Source organism: Devosia litorisediminis (assembly GCF_018334155.1).
Taxonomy (GTDB): Bacteria; Pseudomonadota; Alphaproteobacteria; order Rhizobiales; family Devosiaceae; genus Devosia; species Devosia litorisediminis.
Window position 1 is genome coordinate 291,208 of the sequence record NZ_JAGXTP010000003.1, and the last position, 19,271, is coordinate 310,478.

General features: G+C 62.8%; 18 protein-coding genes and 1 tRNA gene. 10 read left to right on the forward strand and 9 right to left on the reverse strand.

The genetic code is table 11. The features are described 5' to 3' along the window. Positions 1–101 precede the first annotated feature (101 nt). The 3 genes from KD146_RS16420 (at position 102) to KD146_RS16430 (ending at position 4,747) form a co-directional block, all read left to right on the forward strand. Positions 102–1,319, forward strand: a complete 1,218-nt coding sequence (locus KD146_RS16420) for an ABC transporter substrate-binding protein (RefSeq protein ID WP_212659912.1) — start codon at positions 102–104, stop codon at positions 1,317–1,319. Positions 1,320–1,547: 228 nt separating this feature from the next. Continuing rightward, positions 1,548–3,860 (forward strand): putative bifunctional diguanylate cyclase/phosphodiesterase, encoded by a 2,313-nt coding sequence (locus KD146_RS16425; protein WP_212659913.1) that lies wholly within the window; start codon positions 1,548–1,550, stop codon positions 3,858–3,860. Between the two features lie 104 nt (positions 3,861–3,964). Then, positions 3,965–4,747, forward strand: coding sequence for an N-acyl amino acid synthase FeeM domain-containing protein (locus KD146_RS16430; RefSeq protein WP_212659914.1), 783 nt, complete (start codon positions 3,965–3,967; stop codon positions 4,745–4,747). Between the two features lie 119 nt (positions 4,748–4,866). Here KD146_RS16430 and KD146_RS16435 read toward each other — a convergent pair. The 5 genes from KD146_RS16435 to hemC all read right to left on the reverse strand — a co-directional run bounded on the left by KD146_RS16435 (position 4,867) and on the right by hemC (position 9,333). Further along, positions 4,867–4,942, reverse strand: a tRNA-Thr gene (locus KD146_RS16435). A 13-nt stretch (positions 4,943–4,955) separates the two neighbouring features. Further along, entirely contained in the window at positions 4,956–6,332 is a 1,377-nt protein-coding gene (locus tag KD146_RS16440; RefSeq protein WP_212659915.1) for a heme biosynthesis protein HemY, read from the reverse strand. After that, the gene (locus tag KD146_RS16445) at positions 6,329–7,636 is read right to left on the reverse strand and encodes a COG4223 family protein (protein ID WP_212659916.1); all 1,308 of its coding nucleotides are present in this window, start codon (positions 7,634–7,636) and stop codon (positions 6,329–6,331) included. The genes KD146_RS16440 and KD146_RS16445 overlap by 4 nt, the downstream gene beginning before the upstream one ends. 27 nt (positions 7,637–7,663) lie before the next feature. Continuing rightward, entirely contained in the window at positions 7,664–8,395 is a 732-nt protein-coding gene (locus KD146_RS16450; protein ID WP_212659917.1) for a uroporphyrinogen-III synthase, read from the reverse strand. Further along, the gene (hemC, locus tag KD146_RS16455) at positions 8,392–9,333 is read right to left on the reverse strand and encodes a hydroxymethylbilane synthase (RefSeq protein ID WP_249327933.1); all 942 of its coding nucleotides are present in this window, start codon (positions 9,331–9,333) and stop codon (positions 8,392–8,394) included. The genes KD146_RS16450 and hemC overlap by 4 nt, the downstream gene beginning before the upstream one ends. A 76-nt stretch (positions 9,334–9,409) precedes the next feature. On the opposite strand from hemC, the gene tsaD reads away from it, so the two are divergent. The 5 genes from tsaD to KD146_RS16480 all read left to right on the forward strand — a co-directional run bounded on the left by tsaD (position 9,410) and on the right by KD146_RS16480 (position 12,659). Continuing rightward, a complete protein-coding gene (gene tsaD / locus KD146_RS16460) occupies positions 9,410–10,468 on the forward strand; it encodes a tRNA (adenosine(37)-N6)-threonylcarbamoyltransferase complex transferase subunit TsaD (RefSeq protein ID WP_427857121.1) in 1,059 nt (352 codons plus the stop codon). Then, a complete protein-coding gene (locus tag KD146_RS16465) occupies positions 10,458–11,444 on the forward strand; it encodes an NAD(P)H-dependent glycerol-3-phosphate dehydrogenase (RefSeq protein ID WP_212659919.1) in 987 nt (328 codons plus the stop codon). Before tsaD ends, KD146_RS16465 begins: the two co-directional genes overlap by 11 nt. Positions 11,445–11,451: 7 nt before the next feature. Then, positions 11,452–11,745, forward strand: coding sequence for a YciI family protein (locus KD146_RS16470; RefSeq protein ID WP_212659920.1), 294 nt, complete (start codon positions 11,452–11,454; stop codon positions 11,743–11,745). A 5-nt stretch (positions 11,746–11,750) separates the two neighbouring features. Next, positions 11,751–12,185, forward strand: a complete 435-nt coding sequence (locus tag KD146_RS16475; protein WP_212659921.1) for an EVE domain-containing protein — start codon at positions 11,751–11,753, stop codon at positions 12,183–12,185. A gap of 69 nt (positions 12,186–12,254) precedes the next feature. Further along, the gene (locus KD146_RS16480) at positions 12,255–12,659 is read left to right on the forward strand and encodes a DUF1761 domain-containing protein (protein WP_212659922.1); all 405 of its coding nucleotides are present in this window, start codon (positions 12,255–12,257) and stop codon (positions 12,657–12,659) included. 33 nt (positions 12,660–12,692) lie between these two features. Here the strand turns inward: KD146_RS16480 and KD146_RS16485 are convergent, their stop codons facing one another. From KD146_RS16485 to dapF, 4 genes are all read right to left on the reverse strand, one after another. Beyond that, the gene (locus KD146_RS16485; protein ID WP_212659923.1) at positions 12,693–13,325 is read right to left on the reverse strand and encodes a septation protein A; all 633 of its coding nucleotides are present in this window, start codon (positions 13,323–13,325) and stop codon (positions 12,693–12,695) included. A gap of 91 nt (positions 13,326–13,416) precedes the next feature. Next, a complete protein-coding gene (gene ftsY, locus KD146_RS16490) occupies positions 13,417–14,658 on the reverse strand; it encodes a signal recognition particle-docking protein FtsY (RefSeq protein ID WP_212659924.1) in 1,242 nt (413 codons plus the stop codon). A gap of 18 nt (positions 14,659–14,676) precedes the next feature. Continuing rightward, a complete protein-coding gene (gene mtaB / locus KD146_RS16495; protein WP_212659925.1) occupies positions 14,677–15,942 on the reverse strand; it encodes a tRNA (N(6)-L-threonylcarbamoyladenosine(37)-C(2))-methylthiotransferase MtaB in 1,266 nt (421 codons plus the stop codon). Continuing rightward, positions 15,942–16,793 carry a diaminopimelate epimerase gene (gene dapF / locus KD146_RS16500; RefSeq protein ID WP_212660086.1) on the reverse strand — a complete coding sequence of 284 codons (852 nt, stop codon included), beginning with the start codon at positions 16,791–16,793 and terminating at the stop codon, positions 15,942–15,944. The genes mtaB and dapF overlap by 1 nt, the downstream gene beginning before the upstream one ends. A gap of 301 nt (positions 16,794–17,094) precedes the next feature. Between dapF and KD146_RS16505 the strand changes: the two genes are divergently transcribed. Together KD146_RS16505 and KD146_RS16510 are read left to right on the forward strand one after the other, a co-directional pair. Further along, positions 17,095–18,054 carry a hypothetical protein gene (locus KD146_RS16505; RefSeq protein WP_212659926.1) on the forward strand — a complete coding sequence of 320 codons (960 nt, stop codon included), beginning with the start codon at positions 17,095–17,097 and terminating at the stop codon, positions 18,052–18,054. Continuing rightward, positions 18,051–19,271 carry a GNAT family N-acetyltransferase gene (locus KD146_RS16510; protein ID WP_212659927.1) on the forward strand — a complete coding sequence of 407 codons (1,221 nt, stop codon included), beginning with the start codon at positions 18,051–18,053 and terminating at the stop codon, positions 19,269–19,271. The genes KD146_RS16505 and KD146_RS16510 overlap by 4 nt, the downstream gene beginning before the upstream one ends.

Consider the following 19,271-nt stretch of genomic DNA (forward strand, 5'->3'; position numbering starts at 1 on the left):
GTCTTACAGAACCGCAATTAACGCGGTCGGCAGGCCCGCTGACACAGCGCCGGGAGGAACAGCGCATCGCTTGGACCAAAACACTGGCTGCATTTTTCGCAGTGACCCTTTTGGGCGCGCCTATCGCCCAGGCTGAACATCTTGTCGTATTTCACGACTGGCGATCACCTGCCGAACTGGCGGCGCTCAATGTGTTGCGCCACGCGGTCGAGGACAATGGCGACCAATGGGTGCCGCTGGCCATTCCGCACGACACCAATGCCAACACCACCGTGCTGGACCTGATCGCGCTTGGCACCAGCCCCAATGTCTTCCTGCACATGCCGCCGGCGATCTATCGCACCCTCCACAAGCGCCAAAAACTGCTCTCGCTCGATGCCCAGTTTGCCGCCAATGGCCTGCTCGAGAACCTGCCCGAAGTGGTGCGCGATACCATCACCATTGATGGCCGCATTCTCAAGGTGCCCGCCACTATCCACGCCGATGCCACCATCTTTTACAACCATGCCATCGCCGCCGAAATCGGCATCGACCCGCGAGACTGGACCAGTCTGGACGCCATGTGGCGCGATATGGAAGCGGCTCGCGATGCCGGATACCTGCCGCTCGCCATCGGCGCGCAAACCTGGCAGATCGGCTATCTGACCCACTCCCTGGTCGCCACCCTGGGCGGTCCCGACCTCTATCAGGCCCTCTATGGTGCGACCCCCGACAAGGCCGCACTCGATGATCCAGACCTGGCCGAGGTGTTTGTCTGGCTGCGCCGTTTCCAGCAGGCCGCCGATCCTGGCGCGCGCGACCGGGACTGGAACGTCGCCACCAATATGGTGATTTCGGGCCAGGCACTGATGCAGATCCAGGGCGACTGGATGAAGGGCGAATGGCGTGCCGCGGGCAAGCAACTCGACACCGACTATGGCTGCATGTTGCTGCCCGGCGCCAGGGCCCTGCCGGTCACCATCGATAGCTGGGGCCTGATGAATGCCACGACGCCGGCCATGAACAAGGCCGTCCGCGCCTTTGCCGACGCTGTGGTTGACCCAGCCAATCAGGCCGCCTTTGCCGCCGCCAAGGGGTCCACCCCGATCCGCTTTGATGCCCAGGGCGCTGTCGACCCTTGCTCGGGCATGCTCTTGAGCGCACTGGACCGCCCCCGGTTTGCCCTGCCGACGCCGCATCTCACCGCCCGGGCCGACTGGATCGAGCAGATCTGGGCCACCAGCCAGGCATTCTGGAGCGATGAAACCATGCGGCCCCAGACTGCCATTGCCCAACTCAAGGCGAACTGGAACGCTCCACCAGGCGCGGCCGTGCAATAGAGCCGGCCCCGAAGTTAAGCAGGGATTCACTCTGGCCAACGGAATATGGCGCATACGGACAAGTACGGCCCAACAGCAAGACCATCTTAACCGGCCTGCTGTTGACTGATCACAAGCAAAGGGCCGCCAATTCCGGCGTATCTAGACCACGAGCCGTCAGTTAACGGTATCCACAGACCCGATCCGGACTGCTATTAGCGCCGGAAATCGGGGAATTAGGAACGGGCAATGGTGTTTGAAGCCGCCCACAAGATTTTGCCGCCAGTAGACTATGTGTCCATGATCCGCTCCCTGTATGCGGATCGACGCTCGATGCTGTTTGGCGCTTTTGGCTCCGCGCTGGCTGCTGCCGTCGCGGCCCTTGAAGCACGTTCCATGATCCTGGGCGCTTTTGTTGGCCTGTTCATTCTGGTCGGGCTGGTGCGTAATGCCGATATGCGCGCCTTTGACGCCGTTCAACTCTCCGACACCAATGTCCGTCTTGCCCTGCATTGGGAAATCCGCGCCACCATTGGCGCCGCCGCCATCGCCCTGATCTACGGAACATGGTGTATGGTCAGCTTCTGGCTGGTCGATGACCCGTTTGCCGAACTGACCGCCGCCTCGGTCTCGGTCTCGGTGCTGGTGGGCGTGTCACAGCGCAATTTTGCCATCGACCGGCTGATGACCATCCAGGTCTTGCTCATTGCCGTGCCGCTGGCCCTCGGCCTGTTGCTGGTTGGCAATATCTATTACGCCCTGCTGACCCTGCTGCTATTGCCCTTCTTTGCCAGTCTACGCCGCATTGCCGGCAGCGCTCGCCAGATTCTGCTGCGCGCTGTGCATGGTCGCCTTGCGGCCTCTGCTCTCGCCACTCAGCTCGATACCGCCCTGACCACGCTGGAACACGGCCTGATGATGCTCGACAATGCGGGCACCATCGAGGTGGCCAATGGTCAGGCCCTGCAGGCCTTTAACCTGCCCAATTCCCAAAGCTGGATCGGCCGCCCCGCCAGCGAACTGTTCGACGTGGCTGTCGACAGCCAGGCCATGCCCAAGGCGGCGCGCGATCAATTAGGCTCGCTGATCGCCGCCCATTCCAGCGGCAAGCTCTTGCTCAGTGTGCGACCCGGCCGGCACTTTGAAGTTTCGGTATCCTCGCGCGGTCCCAAGACCGTTTTGCTGTTTGAGGACATTTCGGCCCGCATCATCGCTGAAGAGCGCATGAGCTATATGGCGCGTTATGACGCGCTGACCAACCTGCCCAATCGCGCCTATTTTGCCCAGCAGGTTGAGGCCATTCTGCGCGAACGGCGCGAAACCGGACACCCCACCCATGTGGCGCTGTGGATCGTGGACGTCGACGACTTCAAGCACATCAATGATACAATGGGTCATATCGCCGGCGACAGCGTCCTGGCCGAAATGGGCCGCCGCCTGCCTCTGGCATTCGGCGAAAACGCCATCTGCGCCAGACTTGGCGGCGACGAGTTCATCGCTTTTCGCGCCGACGGCATCGCCCCGCAATTCCTGGCCGAACGCTCCGAACACGTGCTGGCCAGCATGGGTGCCGAAATGCGCCTGCCCGACCGCAGCATGGTGGTCGATGTCAGTATCGGCATGGTGATCAGCGAGAATAGTGGCGACGATCTGGAAAGCCTTATGGTCAAGGCCGACCTGGCCATCTACGCCGCCAAGGGCACCGGCAAGGCCAAGGTTGTGCAGTTCCACGAGCGCATGGACACCGAGTACCAGCTGCGCCAGCAACTCAAGCAGGACCTCAAGCAGGCCATTGCAGGGGGCGAGATCACCCTGGCCTATCAGGCAGTGGTCGATCCCCGGAAAAACCGCATTGTCGGCTGTGAAGCGCTGGCGCGCTGGGACCATCCCGAGCTGGGGCCGATTTCGCCGGCCCTGTTCATTCCCATTGCCGAAGAAACTGGCCTGATCACCGATCTGACCCGTGCCGTTCTGGCCATGGCAACCCGGGACTGCAACACCTGGCCCGGCGACACCACGATTGCCGTCAACCTCTCGGCCCGCGACTTCCGGGCGTGCAATGTGGAATCCATGGTCCTTGACGCCATCAAGGTCTCGGGCCTGCCGCACCATCGCCTCGAAATCGAGGTTACAGAGTCAGCTGTCATCGAGGAACGCGAAGCCGCCACCATGGCGCTGGCCGCCCTGTGCCGTAAGGGCGTGGGCGTGGCGCTTGATGATTTTGGCACCGGCTATTCGTCGCTGAGCTACCTTCAGGCCTTACCCCTGACCAAGCTCAAGATCGACCGCAGCTTTGTAATCGACATCGAAGCCGATCCCCAGGCTCTGCGCCTGTTGGCCAATGTTGCCCAGCTGGGCAAGGACCTCGATCTCAAGATCACGGTCGAAGGGGTTGAGACCGAAGGACAGCTCAACCTGCTGACCTCACAAACCAAAATCGATCAGATCCAGGGCTTTGTCTATGGTCCGCCGCTCAATCTGGAGGCCATGACCCGGTTGCTGCAGGCCCATCATCGCAGCGATCTCAAACCCATTGCCAAGCGCGCCGGCGCCCGCCACTGATCATGCGCTAAGTTCCCTCGATTAACCAAGAATACGCGTTCAGCTTATAAAATGGTTAAGCAATTGTTACCCTGTCCGTATCAGAGTGGGACAGTGAGCAATTCATGGTTATCGACCCCGACAGTGCCGCTGCCGCCAAAGCCGGTACACCTTCCCGTTTCGCGGGCGCCCTGCTCGATATTCTCGACAAGGTGAGCTATGCCCGGGTTGATCCCGGCGTGATTGACGATCCCATCTACAAGCTCCGCTATCGCGCTTACACGCGCGAAGGGTTCATGGATCACAATCCCGAAGAGATCTGCATTGACGACCTTGATCGTGCACCCAATGCGATGAGCTTTGGCATCTATATCGATGGCCAACTGGTCAGCTCGATCCGGCTGCACCATCTGACAGCGACCCACCGTCGCTCACCCAGCATGAAGGTGTTCCCTGATGTGCTGGGGCCCATGCTTGACACCGGCCTGACCTTCATTGATCCCAGCCGCTTTACGGCCGATCACGAAGCCTCGCTGGCCTATCCGGCCCTGCCCTTCCTGACGCTGCGCATTGCTGCCATGGCATCGGTGCAGTTTCAGGCCGATCAGTGTCTGGCACTCGTGCGCACCGAACATGGCGCCTTCTACAAGCGCGTGTTTGGCTCTGAGCGGCTGAGTGAGGAACGGACCTATCCCGATCTGCACTTCCCGGTCGCCCTATTCTCGGCCAGCGTGGATTCGATCCGCTCGCGCGTGGCGCAGCGCTTTCCGTTCTTCCTCTCGACCCAGGCCGAGCGCCAGCAATTGTTCTCCCAGACTGTCTCCGACACCGACAATCGCCGCGTCGGCGCCTCGGCACGCCAGGCTTACGAGACAGCCCTGTCCGCCCTGCAGGCAGAACCCTGCTGAAACGGCGATGGCCATTTGCCTCGGGTCGTGACCTGCCCGGGGCATAATCACTCGACAAGAAGCACCTGCGGCTGAACCATCAGCAGCGGCACACGAGTCAGCCAGATCGTCAAAAGGGATGGTGCCGCATAGGTGACTCGAACACCTGACCCCATCATTACGAATGATGTGCTCTACCAACTGAGCTAATGCGGCAACGGGAGGCCTTTTACGTTGGGTTTTGGGCCGGTGCAAGAGGCAAGGCAGCCTGGCTCGGCAATTGTGCAGGCTGACCCTCACCCGTACGCGCCGAGGCGGTCATGGTGGCGGTCATGGGCACCTTCCATTCAAAGGCATCCAGCCGTCCGGTCACCGGCGACACCGGCTCCCATTCGTCACTGACCATGCCATCTGCGGTCCACACCGGATCACGCGGCGCCCGCACCGCACGGGCGAGCCATTCGCGCGCCTTGCCCTGATCGCCATTCTGGCCTTCTTCGATCTCGGCCATCAGGCTGGCGACACCCTGGGTGGCGTCCGGACCTTCAAAGGGCGCCAGCGCATTGCGCGCCAGAGACCAGTCATAGGCATCGATCGCCGCCCGGGCCAAAGCCATGCCGGCCGCGCGATGCGGTGGCGGCGTCTCGATGATCTCGCCCATCCGCTTGAGCCGGTCGACAGCCGAGGCGCCGGGCTGGGCGTGAGCATAGAGCGCAGCGATATCGGGATGACCGGTGGCGCGCCAGATGCGGCGCAGCAGGCTCATCGCCTTGCGGGTATCGCCGCGATTGATGTGAATGCGTGCCGCGATCAGCGCCGCTGGCACAAAGTCCGGCAGCAGCTTGAGGGCGGTCAGTGCGTGCTCGAGCGCTTCAAGCGGCGCGCTGGCTTCGGCCTCGCGCGCCCGCGCGGTTTCAATCACCGCCTGACGACGACGCTTGCGCGCCCGATCCTCGCGGCTCACCGCCTGCTCGGCATTGACCATTGCCACCGCATCGGCCCACTGCCCGCGCCGGCTCAGATCATCAAACACCGCCTCGGCGGCCCAACCGCTATTGGGAGCCAGGTTCAGCGCCTTGCGCGCAAAGGTCAGGGCTGCATCAGGTCGCTGCTGCGCGCTGGCCTGATCATACAGCCCTGTCAGCGCCGCCAGAGCCGTCTGGTCGCTGGCGATGAGAGCCCGATAGTGCTCACGCGCTGCGGGCATGTCGCCCAGCGCCAGATCCGCGCGTGCTTCGAGCAGCTTGGCAGCAGCATTACTGGGCAGGCGCGCCTGCGCATCGCGCGCCAGGGCACGCGCACGGGCAGGGTCACCGGCCTGCAGCGCGATCATGGCATCACTGAGTGCTTCCACGCCCTGCTCGCGCCGCCGCTCACGCGACCGGCGCGCCATGGCGCGCGGCGCCGAAATGATGCGCCGGACAATCGCCCAGACAAAGATCACCACGATGGCGACGACGATGAAAATAAAGACCGCCGCGCCCAGCCGCGGCTGCATGCGATAGCCCGCCACCTCCAGCGTCAGCGTGCCCGGCAGCGAGATCATCCAGGCGGCCAGCGCCGCAATGATCAGACTGCCCACAATCCAGGAAGCAAGACGGATCATTGCGCGACCTCGCCGCTTAGCGCCGAATTGCGCAGACTCTGCAGAAAGGCTTCGGCCTGCGCCTGTTCAGCAATCAGCGCGGGTACATCGCCCGCCGCCGCCTGCATGGCCGGGGGCAGACTTTCCAGCAGGCTCTGCGCGCTGGCAAAGTCGCGCCGCTCCACCGCCCCAATCAACCGGGAGGTGATGGCATCGGGCGTATCGCCGTCAATTTCGCCGGTCGGCCGCAGGGCGATGGCCCCGGCCAGCCAGTCCAGCGCACCATCCTGCCACTGCGCATCGGGATCGCTCGGGCGGCCCGCCAGAATGGCTGGCAACACGGCATCGAATTCGCGCGCGATCACGTCGGGACGGGTCAGCCCCTGCGCCGCCTGATTGGCAATCAGGGTGGGAATGTCAGCCTTGGGCGCCGCGGCCCGCAGCGTGGCAAGTTCGGTTTCGTAGGGGCGCCCCGTCGCAAAGGCAGTCTCGAGCCCAGACAGGATCAGCGGCAATTGCAGCACCGCCCCGATATCACCGGGCTGCTTGGCCAGCGTTGCGCTGGTTTCGCTGACAGTGCCTTCAAGTGTGCGCAGACTGGCCTCGGCGGTGCCAACCCGGGCAGCCAGTTCATCAATGCGGCCACCCAGAGCGGTAAAATCACCGCGTAGCGCATCAACCGCACCGCTATTGGCAGCCGTGGCTGGCGCTTCGGCCAGACTATCGACCCGGGCGCTCAGCGCCGCAATGTCGCTCTGAACCCCACCCAGATCGAGTGGAGCGGCAGCCTCGGGCGCCACAGCAGGTTCGGCCTGTTCCAGCGCGGCAATACGCTGATTGAGCGTGGCCAGTTCAGACTGCGTTGTCTGCGTCACGGTTTCGAGTTCAGGAATGGCCTTGCCAAAATCCGCCAGGCGCGGATCGGCCACGGCAACCGGCGCGGGCGGCGTCGGCCACAGGCCGGCATAGGCCAGACCATAGGCAGCACCCAGACCCAACAGACCGCCTACCAGCGCTGCCCCAAAGCCAAAGCCCGAGCTTTCCTCAACCACCGCTTTGGACCTGGGTTTTTCGGTCGACTTGTCGCCTGGCTTGGGCCTGTCGGCCGATGCCGATGAACCAGTTGCGCCAGTGCCGGGTGCATTCGCCCCGGCTGGCTTGCTGGCGCCTGCGGCACTGGCGGCGCTGGTGGCACCAGCATCACTCTTGCTCGGCTCGGGTTTGTTGGCCTCGGCACCCACCGCTCGTGCCTTGAGATCAAGCACTGGCGGTTTGACCGCACCCGGCCGGGCTTCGTTTGCCTTGGGGTCCTTGCTATCCGCCATCTCAGCTAGTCCTCTTGTTCACTTCGACTATGACCCAGTTTGGGCGCGGGCAAAACCCAGTGCCAGCGCCATCATCGCCTCTTCGTCGGGCCGATCAGCCAGACCAATGCGATTGAAATGGGCTTCCAGCAGCGGTTCTGCCACCGCTTCGCTCATGCACAACATGCCCAGATTCTGCCGCTGTGCGCGGTCCAGACTCTGCGCCAATTGCGCGAAAATTTCGGCCGTCCGCCGCGAATAGACCAGCACCGCCCCGATGCCACCATCGCCCAATGCGGCCAGCACACCTGTCGGCAATGTCTCGATCGCCACCATGTCATAGACCTTGGCGGTGGCGACCATGACACCCATCGGCGCCAGGGCCTTGGCCAGATCAGCGCTCTGATGTTTGCCTGTAGGATAAAATAGCGGCCCTTTCAGGCCCGACAGACTAATGGCGTTGACCAGGTCACCAAATGCACCGGCAGCACTGCTGACCCGGGCAAACCCGGCCTGTTCTGCATCGCGCGCGGTCCGATCTCCCACTGCCAGAACCGGCAAATGCGCGTAATCGCCGACCACACCGCGATCCACCAGCGTGCGCACCGCATTGGCGCTGGTCAGCACCACCGCCGCGAATCCATCGGCGGGCGGCAGGCTGACATCAAGCGTCACCCGTTCCATCAACGGCACCGCAACGCCCTCGATATCGAGGGCCTGCAACCGCGCCAGGCTTGATTGCGCATCCGGCTCGGGACGGGTGATCAGCATCTGGCTCATGCTTGTGCCCATTTGGCGAGAAATTCGGTCCCGGCCTGCTTGAGCAGGTCCTCACCCACGGCGCGCCCCACCACCAGCGGGTCAGTGCCGCTCGCCGTACTGTCGAACGCGGTCTGCCCGTCCAGGCTCAAGATCTGGCCCTTCAGCGTCAGCTGCCCGTTCGCCAAGCTGCTCAACGCCCCTACAGGCGTGCGGCAGGAGCCATCCAGAATGGCCAGCATGGCCCGTTCGCCGGTGATTGTCATATTGGTTGGCGCATGATCAAGCGCCGAGACCAGCGCGGCCATCCGCTTGTCATCGCTACGCACCGCCAGCCCGATAGCGCCCTGCGCCGGGGCCGGCATGAAAATCTCGGGGTCCAGCTGGCCCGTGGCCCGATGGCCTTCACCCAGCCGGTTCAACCCGGCCATGGCCAGCAACGTCGCGTCGGCCACGCCATCGATCAGTTTTTGCAGCCGGGTACCGACATTGCCGCGGAACGGCACGATCTCGAGATCGGGGCGCTGCCGCAGGACCTGCGCTGCCCGCCGAATCGAGGAGGTGCCGAATTTGGCGCGCTCGGCCAGATGATCAATGCTCTGCACTTTGACCGACAAAAAGGCATCGCGGACATCTTCGCGCTCAAGAAACGCCACCAGCGCCAACCCATCGGGCAGGCGCGTCGCCACATCCTTGCTTGAATGCACGCCGATATCGACCCGGCCACTGAGCATGGCGTCGTCGATTTCCTTGGTGAACAGCCCTTTGCCACCAATGTCACTCAGGCTGGCATTGCTGGCCTGACTGCGATCACCGCCCGTCGAGAGGACCTCAATGGCGATGTCGTCCTCGCTCACCCCATGGGTTGAAGCGAGCAGGCTGCGCACCAGACGCGCCTGCATCAGCGCCAGCGGGCTGCCGCGTGTTCCGATCCGGGCGAAAGCTTGGGGCGATTGCAATGTGATTTGGTCCTATAGTAGGCAGAGACACCCATCAGGGAGTAACCAGTTCATCGTGACCGGGCAAGCGCCAGCCATAATCCTTGGCATCGAGACCAGCTGCGATGAAACCGCAGCCGCAATTGTTGTACGAGACCAATTCGGCCACTCAACGATTCGTTCCAATGTGGTCCGAAGTCAGCTCGATGAACATGCGGCATTCGGCGGCGTGGTACCAGAGCTGGCCGCGCGTGCCCATGTCACCTATCTCGACCATATCATCGCCCAGGCCTGTCGCGAGGCCGATATCGCGCTGGCCGATATTGATGCGATCGCGGCCACGGCTGGCCCCGGCCTGGTCGGGGGCGTGCTGGTGGGCCTGACCACCGCCAAGGCCCTCGCTGCCGCGCTCGACAAGCCGTTGCTGGCCATCAATCATCTTGAAGCCCATGCGCTGACTGCCCGCATGACCGATGGCGTGGCATTTCCCTATCTGATGCTGCTGGTATCGGGCGGGCATAGCCAGTTCGTGCTGGTGCGCGGCGTCGGCGATTACGAACGCTGGGGCACCACGATAGATGATGCGCTGGGCGAAGCCTTCGACAAGGTCGCCAAGCTGCTGACTTTGGGCCATCCCGGCGGCCCGGCGGTTGAAGCGGTCGCCAGGCAGGGCGATCCCAGACGGTTCAAGTTTCCCCGCCCCCTGCTACGCGAGGCACGGCTGGATTTTTCATTCTCCGGTCTCAAGACCGCTGTGCGCCTGCAGGCGGAGGCGCTGGCCCCGCTCAGCGATCAGGACGTCGCCGATATTGCAGCCAGCTTTCAGGCCACGGTTGCCGAAATCATCGCATTCCGGTCCACACAGGCGCTGCAGCGTTTCAAGGCCGAACTGCCCGATGCCAAGCCGCAACTAGTGGTTGCCGGCGGTGTCGCTGCCAATCGCACCATTGCCAGCGCACTGAGCACAGCTTGCCAGGCAGAAGGTGCGGCGCTGATCGTACCGCCCATTGCGCTGTGTACCGATAATGGCGCCATGGTTGCCTGGGCGGGCGCTGAACGCTTTGCCCTGGGGGTCAGGGATCCGCTCGACGTCACCGCACGCCCGCGCTGGCCGCTCGACCTGCCCGACATGAAGGTGGCCACCAATGTCACTTGATAGCGTACTGGTAATCGGGGGCGGTGCCTGGGGGACCGCACTGGCGCAGGCGGCCGCCATGGCAGGCCGCACGGTACGCCTCGTCGTGCGCGACGCCAGCCAAGTCGACGAGATCAATACCAGCCACACCAATCAGCGCTATCTCGGCGAGCAGATCCTGCACCAGGCCGTCAGCGCCAGCATGCAGGCCACACCCGCCGATATCATTATTCTGGCCGTGCCGGCCCAATCGAGCCGCGCCGCATTGGGCGCACTTAATCCCGCCTTGCTGGCGCACCGACCCGTCGTGCTCTCGGCCAAGGGGCTCGAAACCGGCACACTGGATCGCCAGAGCGAAATCCTGCTCGATATGGCGCCCGACGCCATCCCCTACGTGCTGTCTGGCCCCAGCTTCGCCGCCGACGTTGCTGCGGGTCGGCCCACTGCCGTTACCCTGGCCGGTGACGACGCCGATCAGACCTCCGCCTTGGCCGCCGCGCTCGCCGGACCCAGTTTCCGCCCCTATGCCAGCGATGATCGCATCGGTGTTGAAATCGCCGGCGCGCTGAAAAACGTCTATGCCCTTGCCTGTGGTGCCGTTGATGGCGCCGGTCTGGGCGCCTCGGCCCGCTCGGCCCTGATTGCCCGCGCCTATGCCGAGATGGCCCGCATGGTCAAAGCCATGGGCGGCTCGGCGACCACGCTGACCGGCTTGGCCGGTCTGGGCGATCTGACGCTGACCTGCACCTCGGTACAGTCGCGCAATTACCAGTTCGGCATGGCGCTGGGCCGCGGCCAGACTGTTGCGCAGATTATCGCCTCGGGCGCCAAGCTGGCCGAAGGCGTTGCCACCACACCGGTTGCCGACGCCCTGGCCAAGAGCCTGGATGTCGACGCCCCCCTGATTGCCGCCATGCACGCCGTGCTCAGCGGCGACGCCAATATTGCTACCGTGGTAGCCGGGCTGATGGCCCGCCCACTCAAACGCGAGGATTAGACCCAACATGCTGTTTGTATTCATCGGCAAGGACAAGCCAGACAATCTTGAGCAACGCCTGGCCGTGCGTCCCGTGCATCTGGAACACCTCAACAGTCTGGGCGACAAGCTCGTCGCCGCTGGTGCGCTGTGGGACGACAATGAAAAGCCCGAAGGCTCGGTCATGGTGCTCGAAGCCGACAGCCTTGAGGCGGCCAAAACCGCCTTTGCCGCTGATCCCTTCGTGCAGCAGGGCGTGTTTGCCTCCTGGGAGGTCAAGCGCTGGAACCTGGCGATCGATCACATGGCCAAGCGGGGCTGATATCGATGGCCTACTGGCTGATGAAGTCCGAGCCGGACGTGTTTTCGTTTGACGATCTGCAGGCCAAGACAACCCGCAATGAACCCGAAGAATGGGGCGGCGTGCGCAATTATGCGGCCCGCAACAACATGCGGGCCATGGCGCTGGGCGACGAGGCGTTCTTCTACCACTCCAATATCGGCAAGGAGATTGTCGGCATCATGAAAGTGGTGGCTACCGCGCACCCCGACAGCACGGCCGATCTCAATGCCAAGGGCAAAGTGGTCTGGGAATGCGTCGATGTGGCCGCTGTCAAACCCATGCCCAAGCCGGTCACTCTGGCCACGGTCAAGGCGACCCCGGAATTGAGCGAGCTTGAACTGGTCAAGCTCTCGCGCCTCTCCGTTTCCAAGGTCAGCGATGCAGAATGGGCCCTGCTGTGCAAGATGGGCGGGCTCTGAGCGCCTCTACCCAAGCGCCACAGGCAAGGCTAGGCTGTCCCCGCTAATCCAATTTGGGGGGAGAACAGCATGTCGCATTTTGACGTTAACTGGCTGGCCGTGATTTTGGCCACAGTGGCCGCCTGGGCCTTCGGTGCTGCCTGGTATATGGTGCTGGGCAAGCAATGGGTTGCATCCATCGGCAAGACAATGGACGAGATCGACCGCGCCGATTACACGCCCTATCTGTGGTCGGTCCTGTGCATCTTCGTGATGGCCTATTTCATCGCCCTGCTCACCCCGATGCTGACCGAGGCGACCAACGTCACCAATGGGCTGATCGTGGGCGCCCATATGTGGCTGGGCTTTGTCATCACCTCAATGGTGCTCAACCACCGCTACCAGGGCGCGCCCTGGGCGCGCACCATGATCGATGGCGGCTATCTGCTCGGTGTCTTGCTGATCGAAGGCGTGGTCATCGGCCTGTTCGGCTGACCAACGACCACTAGCTGGGGCGCTCTGGGCGCCTCAGCTATCCACCACGATGGGCGGCACATGCTGGGGTTCGGCCGGTGGCGCATATTTGTTGAGCAGCGAAAGCTGACTGATCGAGAACGCAATGGTCAGCGGCATCACGCCCCAGACCTTGAACGCCACCCAGAAATCGGTGGAGAAATTGCGCCACAGCACTTCATTGATGATGGCAAGCACCACAAAGAACAGACCCCAGTTCATCGTCAGCTTGCTCCAACCCTCGGGCTGAAGCTTGTAGACATCACCAAACACGTATTTCAGCAGCGACTGCTTGAACAGCAGGCCACCCAGCAACACCGCGGCAAACAGCCCATTGGTGATGGTCGGCTTGATCTTGATGAAGGTGTCATCCTGCAGCCACAGCGTCAGCCCGCCAAACACCAGCACCACGGCGCCGGTCACCAGTGGCATCACCGCGATTTTTTTCAGGATCAGCTTGCTGAGCACCAGCGAAATGACCATCGCGCCCATGAACCAGGCCGTTGCCGCGAAGATGTCGACCCGCGCATTGACCACAAAGAAGATCACCAGAGGGCCCAGCTCCAGCGCCATCTTGATCAACTGCGGACGCAGTTCGTCCCAGTTGACCTCGGGTTCGGCGGGTTCGGGCTTGGCATTTTCAGACATTGAGCATTTCTCTGTTCGGCATCGGGGCAATGTGAGCGCCAGCGCCCCACCATGCAAGGGCTGGTAGGCACCAAGCATGGTAACAATAGGGCTAGTCGCGCCCGGCAATCGCCTGAGCAAAGTCCGCAGCGGTAAAAGCTTCGAGATCGCCGACGCTCTCACCCACGCCGATGAAATGCACGGGCAGGCCAAACTTCTTGGCGATCGCCACCAGAATGCCGCCGCGCGCCGTGCCATCGAGCTTGGTCATCACCAGTCCGGTCACCCCGGCACGCTGGCCAAAAATCTCGACCTGCTTGAGCGCATTCTGCCCGGTGGTCGCGTCCAGCGTCAAAAGCGTGGCATGCGGCGCACTGGGGTCGACCTTCTTGATGACGCGGATGACCTTTTCGAGCTCATTCATCAGCTCGTCGCGGTTCTGCAGCCGGCCCGCCGTATCGATGATCAGCACATCGCGCCCTTCGGCCCGCGCCTGCGTCACCGCATCAAAGGCCAGCCCGGAGGCGTCAGACCCCGCCGGCCGGGACACCACACTGGCCCCTGTCCGATCACCCCAGATCTGCAATTGCTCGATGGCCGCGGCGCGGAAGGTGTCGCCGGCGGCCAGCATCACCGATTTGCCCTCGTCGGCCAGTTTCTGCGCCAACTTGCCGATGGTCGTGGTTTTGCCCGACCCGTTCACCCCGATCATCAGGATGACGAACGGCTTCTGGCTGGCGTCAATCTCGAGCGGCAATGCTACCGGACCGAGCACTTTTTCAACTTCGGCCGCCAGCACCGCGCGCACATCTTCACCCGATACATCGCGGTCAAACCGGTCGCGACGCAGCGTCTCGGTGATGGTGGTGGCCGTATCGATACCCAGATCGGCCTGGATCAGTATGTCTTCGAGCTCTTCAAGCGTCGCATTGTCGAGCTTGCGCTTGGTGAACACCGAGGTGATCGACCCCGTGAGCTGATCTGAAGAGCGTTTCAGACCTGACGCCAGGCGCGCAAACCAGCCCCTGGGTTCAGCCTCGACGGGCGCAGCCGGCGGTTCAATCACTGCACGTTGCGCCGCAAGAGCTGCCTTTTCCTCGACCTCTTCGACATAGTCCGGCGTGGTCTCGGGCGGGCCTGGAACAGGAACATGTTCTGGTGCCTCAACTGGCGTGGGCTCCGACGCTGGCGTCACTTCGGGCGCGGGTTCGGGCACCACAGCATCGGGTGTCACCGCCGCAATGTCGGGCACAGCCGTCTCTTCGACGGGTGGCACAGTTGTTTCAGCTGGCGTTGGCGTTGGCGCATCGCCACCAAACAGGCGCTTGAAAAATCCCGGTTTCTTGTCGGTCATTGGTGGACTTTCTTGTTTTTAGGCAGCTTTGCGCACCGCTTCGCCAACCAGACCATTCTTGGTCACACCACTGATCCGAACGGTCAGCAGCGCTCCCGGTTGCGTACCGGCCACCCGAACCGGGATATATTGTTCGCTCCGGCCCTGCCCGCCGCGCTCCATCAGCACCTGCTCGGTCTGACCCACGCGACTGGCGCACAACGCCTGAAACTGCGCTTGGGCCGCGGCGCGCAACAGGCCCGCCCGATCCCGGACCAGCTTCTTGCTGACCTGGGGCATGCGCGCGGCAGGCGTCCCCTCGCGCGGCGAATAGGGAAACACGTGCAGATGCGTCAGATCGGCCTCTTTCACAATGGCCAGCGTATTTGCAAACATGGCCTCATCCTCGGTCGGGAAGCCGGCAATGATGTCGGCGCCAAACACCATTTCGGGCCGCAGCGCTCGCAACTTGGCCATGATCGCCAGCGCGCCATCGCGGCTGTGCCGGCGCTTCATGCGTTTAAGGATCATGTCATCGCCGGACTGCAGCGACAAATGCATATGTGGCATCAACCGCTTCTCGCTGGCGACAGCGTCATAAAGCGCCTCATCGGCCTCGATGCTGTCGATCGACGAAATCCGCAGACGCGGCAGGTCCGGCACATGGCGCAGGATGGACTGGGTCAGCTTGCCCAAGGTGGGCGCGCCCGGCAGGTCCGGTCCATAGGAGGTGATATCCACCCCGGTCAGCACCACTTCGCCACAGCCATTGTCGACCAGTTTTTTGACCTGATCGACCACCAGCCCCATCGGCACCGACCGTGACGGTCCCCGGCCAAATGGAATGATGCAGAAGGTGCAGCGATGATCGCAGCCGTTCTGCACCTGCACAAAGGCGCGCGCCCGACCATCCATGCCCTCGATCAGATGGCCGGCGGTCTCCCGCACGCTCATGATGTCGTTAACCTGGACCTTGTCATTGAGCGGGGTGCCGAACGCCATCGGAGCGTAGCTTGCCGCCTGCATCTTGTCGTGATTGCCGATCACCAGGTCGACCTCGGCCATGTCGCCGAAACTGCGCGCCTCGGTCTGCGCGGCACAGCCGGTGACGATGATGCGTGCCTGCGGGTTGTCGCGGCGTGCCTTGCGCACCGTCTGCCTGGCCTGCCGCACGGCCTCGGCAGTCACCGCACAGGTATTGACGATGATCGCATTATCGAGCCCGGCCTTTTGCGCTTCGGACTTCATCACCTCGGCTTCATAGGCATTCAGGCGACAACCAAATGTCAGCGTCTCAACCGCCATCAGGCCGCGACCTCGTCGCGCACCCAGACCCCGGTGGCCGGGTCCACAATACCGGTCCATTCGCGTTCGGCAGGCCCGGTCAGCACCACGTGATCATCAGCACGCCATTCAACATGCAGGTCGCCGCCTGGCAGCGTCACGGTAACTGCCCGCGCCGTCCGGCGGGTGCGAGCGCCGTTGACCACCGCTGCACAGGCCGCCGTGCCACAGGCTTCGGTCAACCCGGCGCCGCGCTCCCAGGTGCGCAGGATCATCTTGTCGGGGGCAGTCACCTGCGCCAGCGAGATATTGGCCCGCTCGGGAAAGATCGGATGGTTTTCCAGCATGGGACCGAACCGGTCCAGCGCAAAGCTCCACACATCATCGCCCACCCAGAAGGTGGCGTGCGGATTGCCCATCGAGGCTACCGACGGCGAATGCAGCACCGGTGCATCGATCGGCCCGATCTGCAGCTCAATCTTGCGGGTATCAGCAAATTCTTCGGCCAGCGGAATGTCGTACCAGGCCAGCTTGGGCGTGCCCATATCGACGGTGATCATGCCATCGGCCTGCTCTTCGCCGAACAGCAGACCGGCCACGGTCTCGAAGGTTAAGCGCTGCACGCCCAATTCGGCCGTCAGCGCCTGCACCACACAGCGCATGCCATTGCCGCAGGCCTGCGCCCGGCTGCCATCGGAATTGATGATCTCGATATAGTTCGCGGTACCCGGCGTGCGGGCGTCATGGATGGCCATGATCTGATCGAACTTGGTGCCCGCCATGGCATTGATGGCGATGGCAGCAGCAGGCGTGACCCGATCGGCGCGGCCGCGCATATCGACCACGATAATCTGGTTGCCCAGCCCGTTCATCTTGAGAAACGGCGCGCCGTCCACAGTCTGCCTCGCCCAGTATCGGAAGGAATGACCCTATATGGCTGATGCCGCCAAAAAATGCCAGTGGTCGCCCTGATCAGCGGCCACCACCCCCCGTGTACGGAGTGCCTTCGGGCACCCCTAAACAGCGAATTATTCATATTTTGTAAGGGTTTCACTCTTCATGGCCGCTTAACCAGCCGACCAGCAAGTGCGGGCCAGTACCCCGGTTTTGAGCTAACTTTGTTCCAGATCGTGAAAATTGCACGCAATTGCAGATTTTTTGGAGCCCGGCCCCATGAACATGCCCATGCGCACAGACCAGATCATTACCGACTGGCAGCCGCATTTCCCATCGCTGTTTGGCAAGCACACCCTGGCGCTCAGCCACAGCCTGGCGGCCTCTCCCCTGTTCACCGACGATGCGCTGGCGCGCCTGATCGATGCCGCGCCGCGCGATGGCTATCACGTCAATTACTCGCAGAAGACCCCGGGCAATCCCCCCAAGCGTCGCGAAGGCGAGATCAAGGATCTGTCTGGCGCCGAGGTGCTTGAGATCGTGCGCACCGGCAATATCTGGATCAATCTGACCCAACCCGCCAAGATTGATGCTGGCTATGGCGATATGCTCAACGCGCTCTATGACGAGTTTGAGGAGCGCGTACCGGGCTTCAAGTCCTACAAGCGCAACATGACCCTGCTGATCTCTTCGCCCAACGTCTCGGTAAAGTATCATGCCGACGTGCCCGGCCAATGCCTGTGGCAGGTCCGTGGCACCAAAAAGGTCTATATCTATCCCAACACGCCGCCCTTCCTCTCCCAGCCCGCACTGGAAAACCTGATTCTGGGTCAGGCGCGTGAAACCGACATGCCGTTTGAACCATGGTTCGACGACTATGCTGAAGTGCACATGCTCGAAGCAGGCAAGATGGCGCATTGGCCCCTCAACGGGCCGCACCGCGTAGTCAATGAGAACATGCTCAATGTCAGCTTCACCACCGAGCACTGGAGCGATGAGTTGCGCCGCCATTATGCAGTCAATTACGCCAATGGGATTCTGCGCTCCAAGGCGGGCTTCAAGAAGCTCAACCAGAACGTGTCCGGCCTGTCCTATTACGCCAAGCTTGCCTTGGCCGGAGCGGTCAAGTTCAGCCCGCTCAACCCACACAAGAAGAAGGTCTACACGGTCGACTTCCAGGTTGATCCCAATGCGCCCGAAGGCATTCGGGACATCCAAGGTCATACCTACAGCAAATGACCTCCCTTTCAGCCCTGCCCAGAACCAATGAACGCCGCAGCGGCCGCCCCACGCTGGTACTCGACACCCAGGCCGTGCATCACGATCTGCGCACCGAGATCATCAACACGCGCGCTGGGCTCGAGCTGATTGCTGCGCAATGGGAAGGTCTGGAGACTCAGGCCGACGGGGCCGTGCTGTTTCAAAGCTGCGGCTGGGCCCGCGCCGTCTTCGATTTCGAAACCGCGCGCGGCAATGACGAATTCGACCCTATCATTGTGACCATTTTTGACGGCAAGCGCCTGCTGGCCGTATTGCCGCTGGAGCGGATTCGTACCCGCGTGCGCACCGTGCTGGCCCCGATCGGGCACGCCTTCAGCCAGTATTCCGATGTCATGGTGGCCTCCGGTATTGAACCCGCTGGCGCAGTGGCCCGGCTGTTGCGCGCCGCCATTCAGGCCGCGCCCTGCGATGCCGTCAGCTTTCTCAAGGTGCGCAGCGACAGTGTTCTGGCGCGGGGCATGCCCGCCGACCACATCGTCACCGGCACGGTTCAGGGCGCCCCCTATGTGGCGCTTGATGCCTTTAGCGATTTCAATCGCTACTTTGCCACCATCAAGCCCAAGACCCGCAAGAACATGCGCAATGCCCGCAACCGGCTTGAGCGCGATGGTGCGGTCTGCCACCAGATCGCCGAGACCACCCAGGACCGGTTGGGCGTAATCAATCGCACGCTGAGCGGCCGGGCCGAACGGCTCAGGGATCAGGGGCTGACGTCCCGCGCCTTCAGCGACAGCGCCTTCACCGATTTCTGCCAGTCACTGGCGGGCCGCCAGGATATTCCGGTGCTGGCCATGTCGCTGCACCACAAGGGCGAAGCCATTGCCGAGCAATGGGGCTTCATCCACAATCAGCGTTACTACGCCTTTGTCGCCAGCCGCGACTTTTCAAATTCCGATGAGAGCCCGGGCAAGCTGCATCTTGGCGAGGTCATCCGGGCCTGCGCTGATCGGGGCCTGCGCGGCGCCGATCTGATGGTACCGGTCATGCCCTATAAGCGCACCTGGGCCACCGAAACGGTGACGGTCAAGGATTACGCCCTGCCCGTGACCCCGCGCGGTCTGCTGGTGCTCAATTTGTGGGACCGCCTGTTGCGCCCCGCCGTCAAGCACCTGGTGCTCAACATGCCCGCCGGTCTGCGGGGCCTGCTGATGAAGCTCACCGGCCGCGGCCTCTAG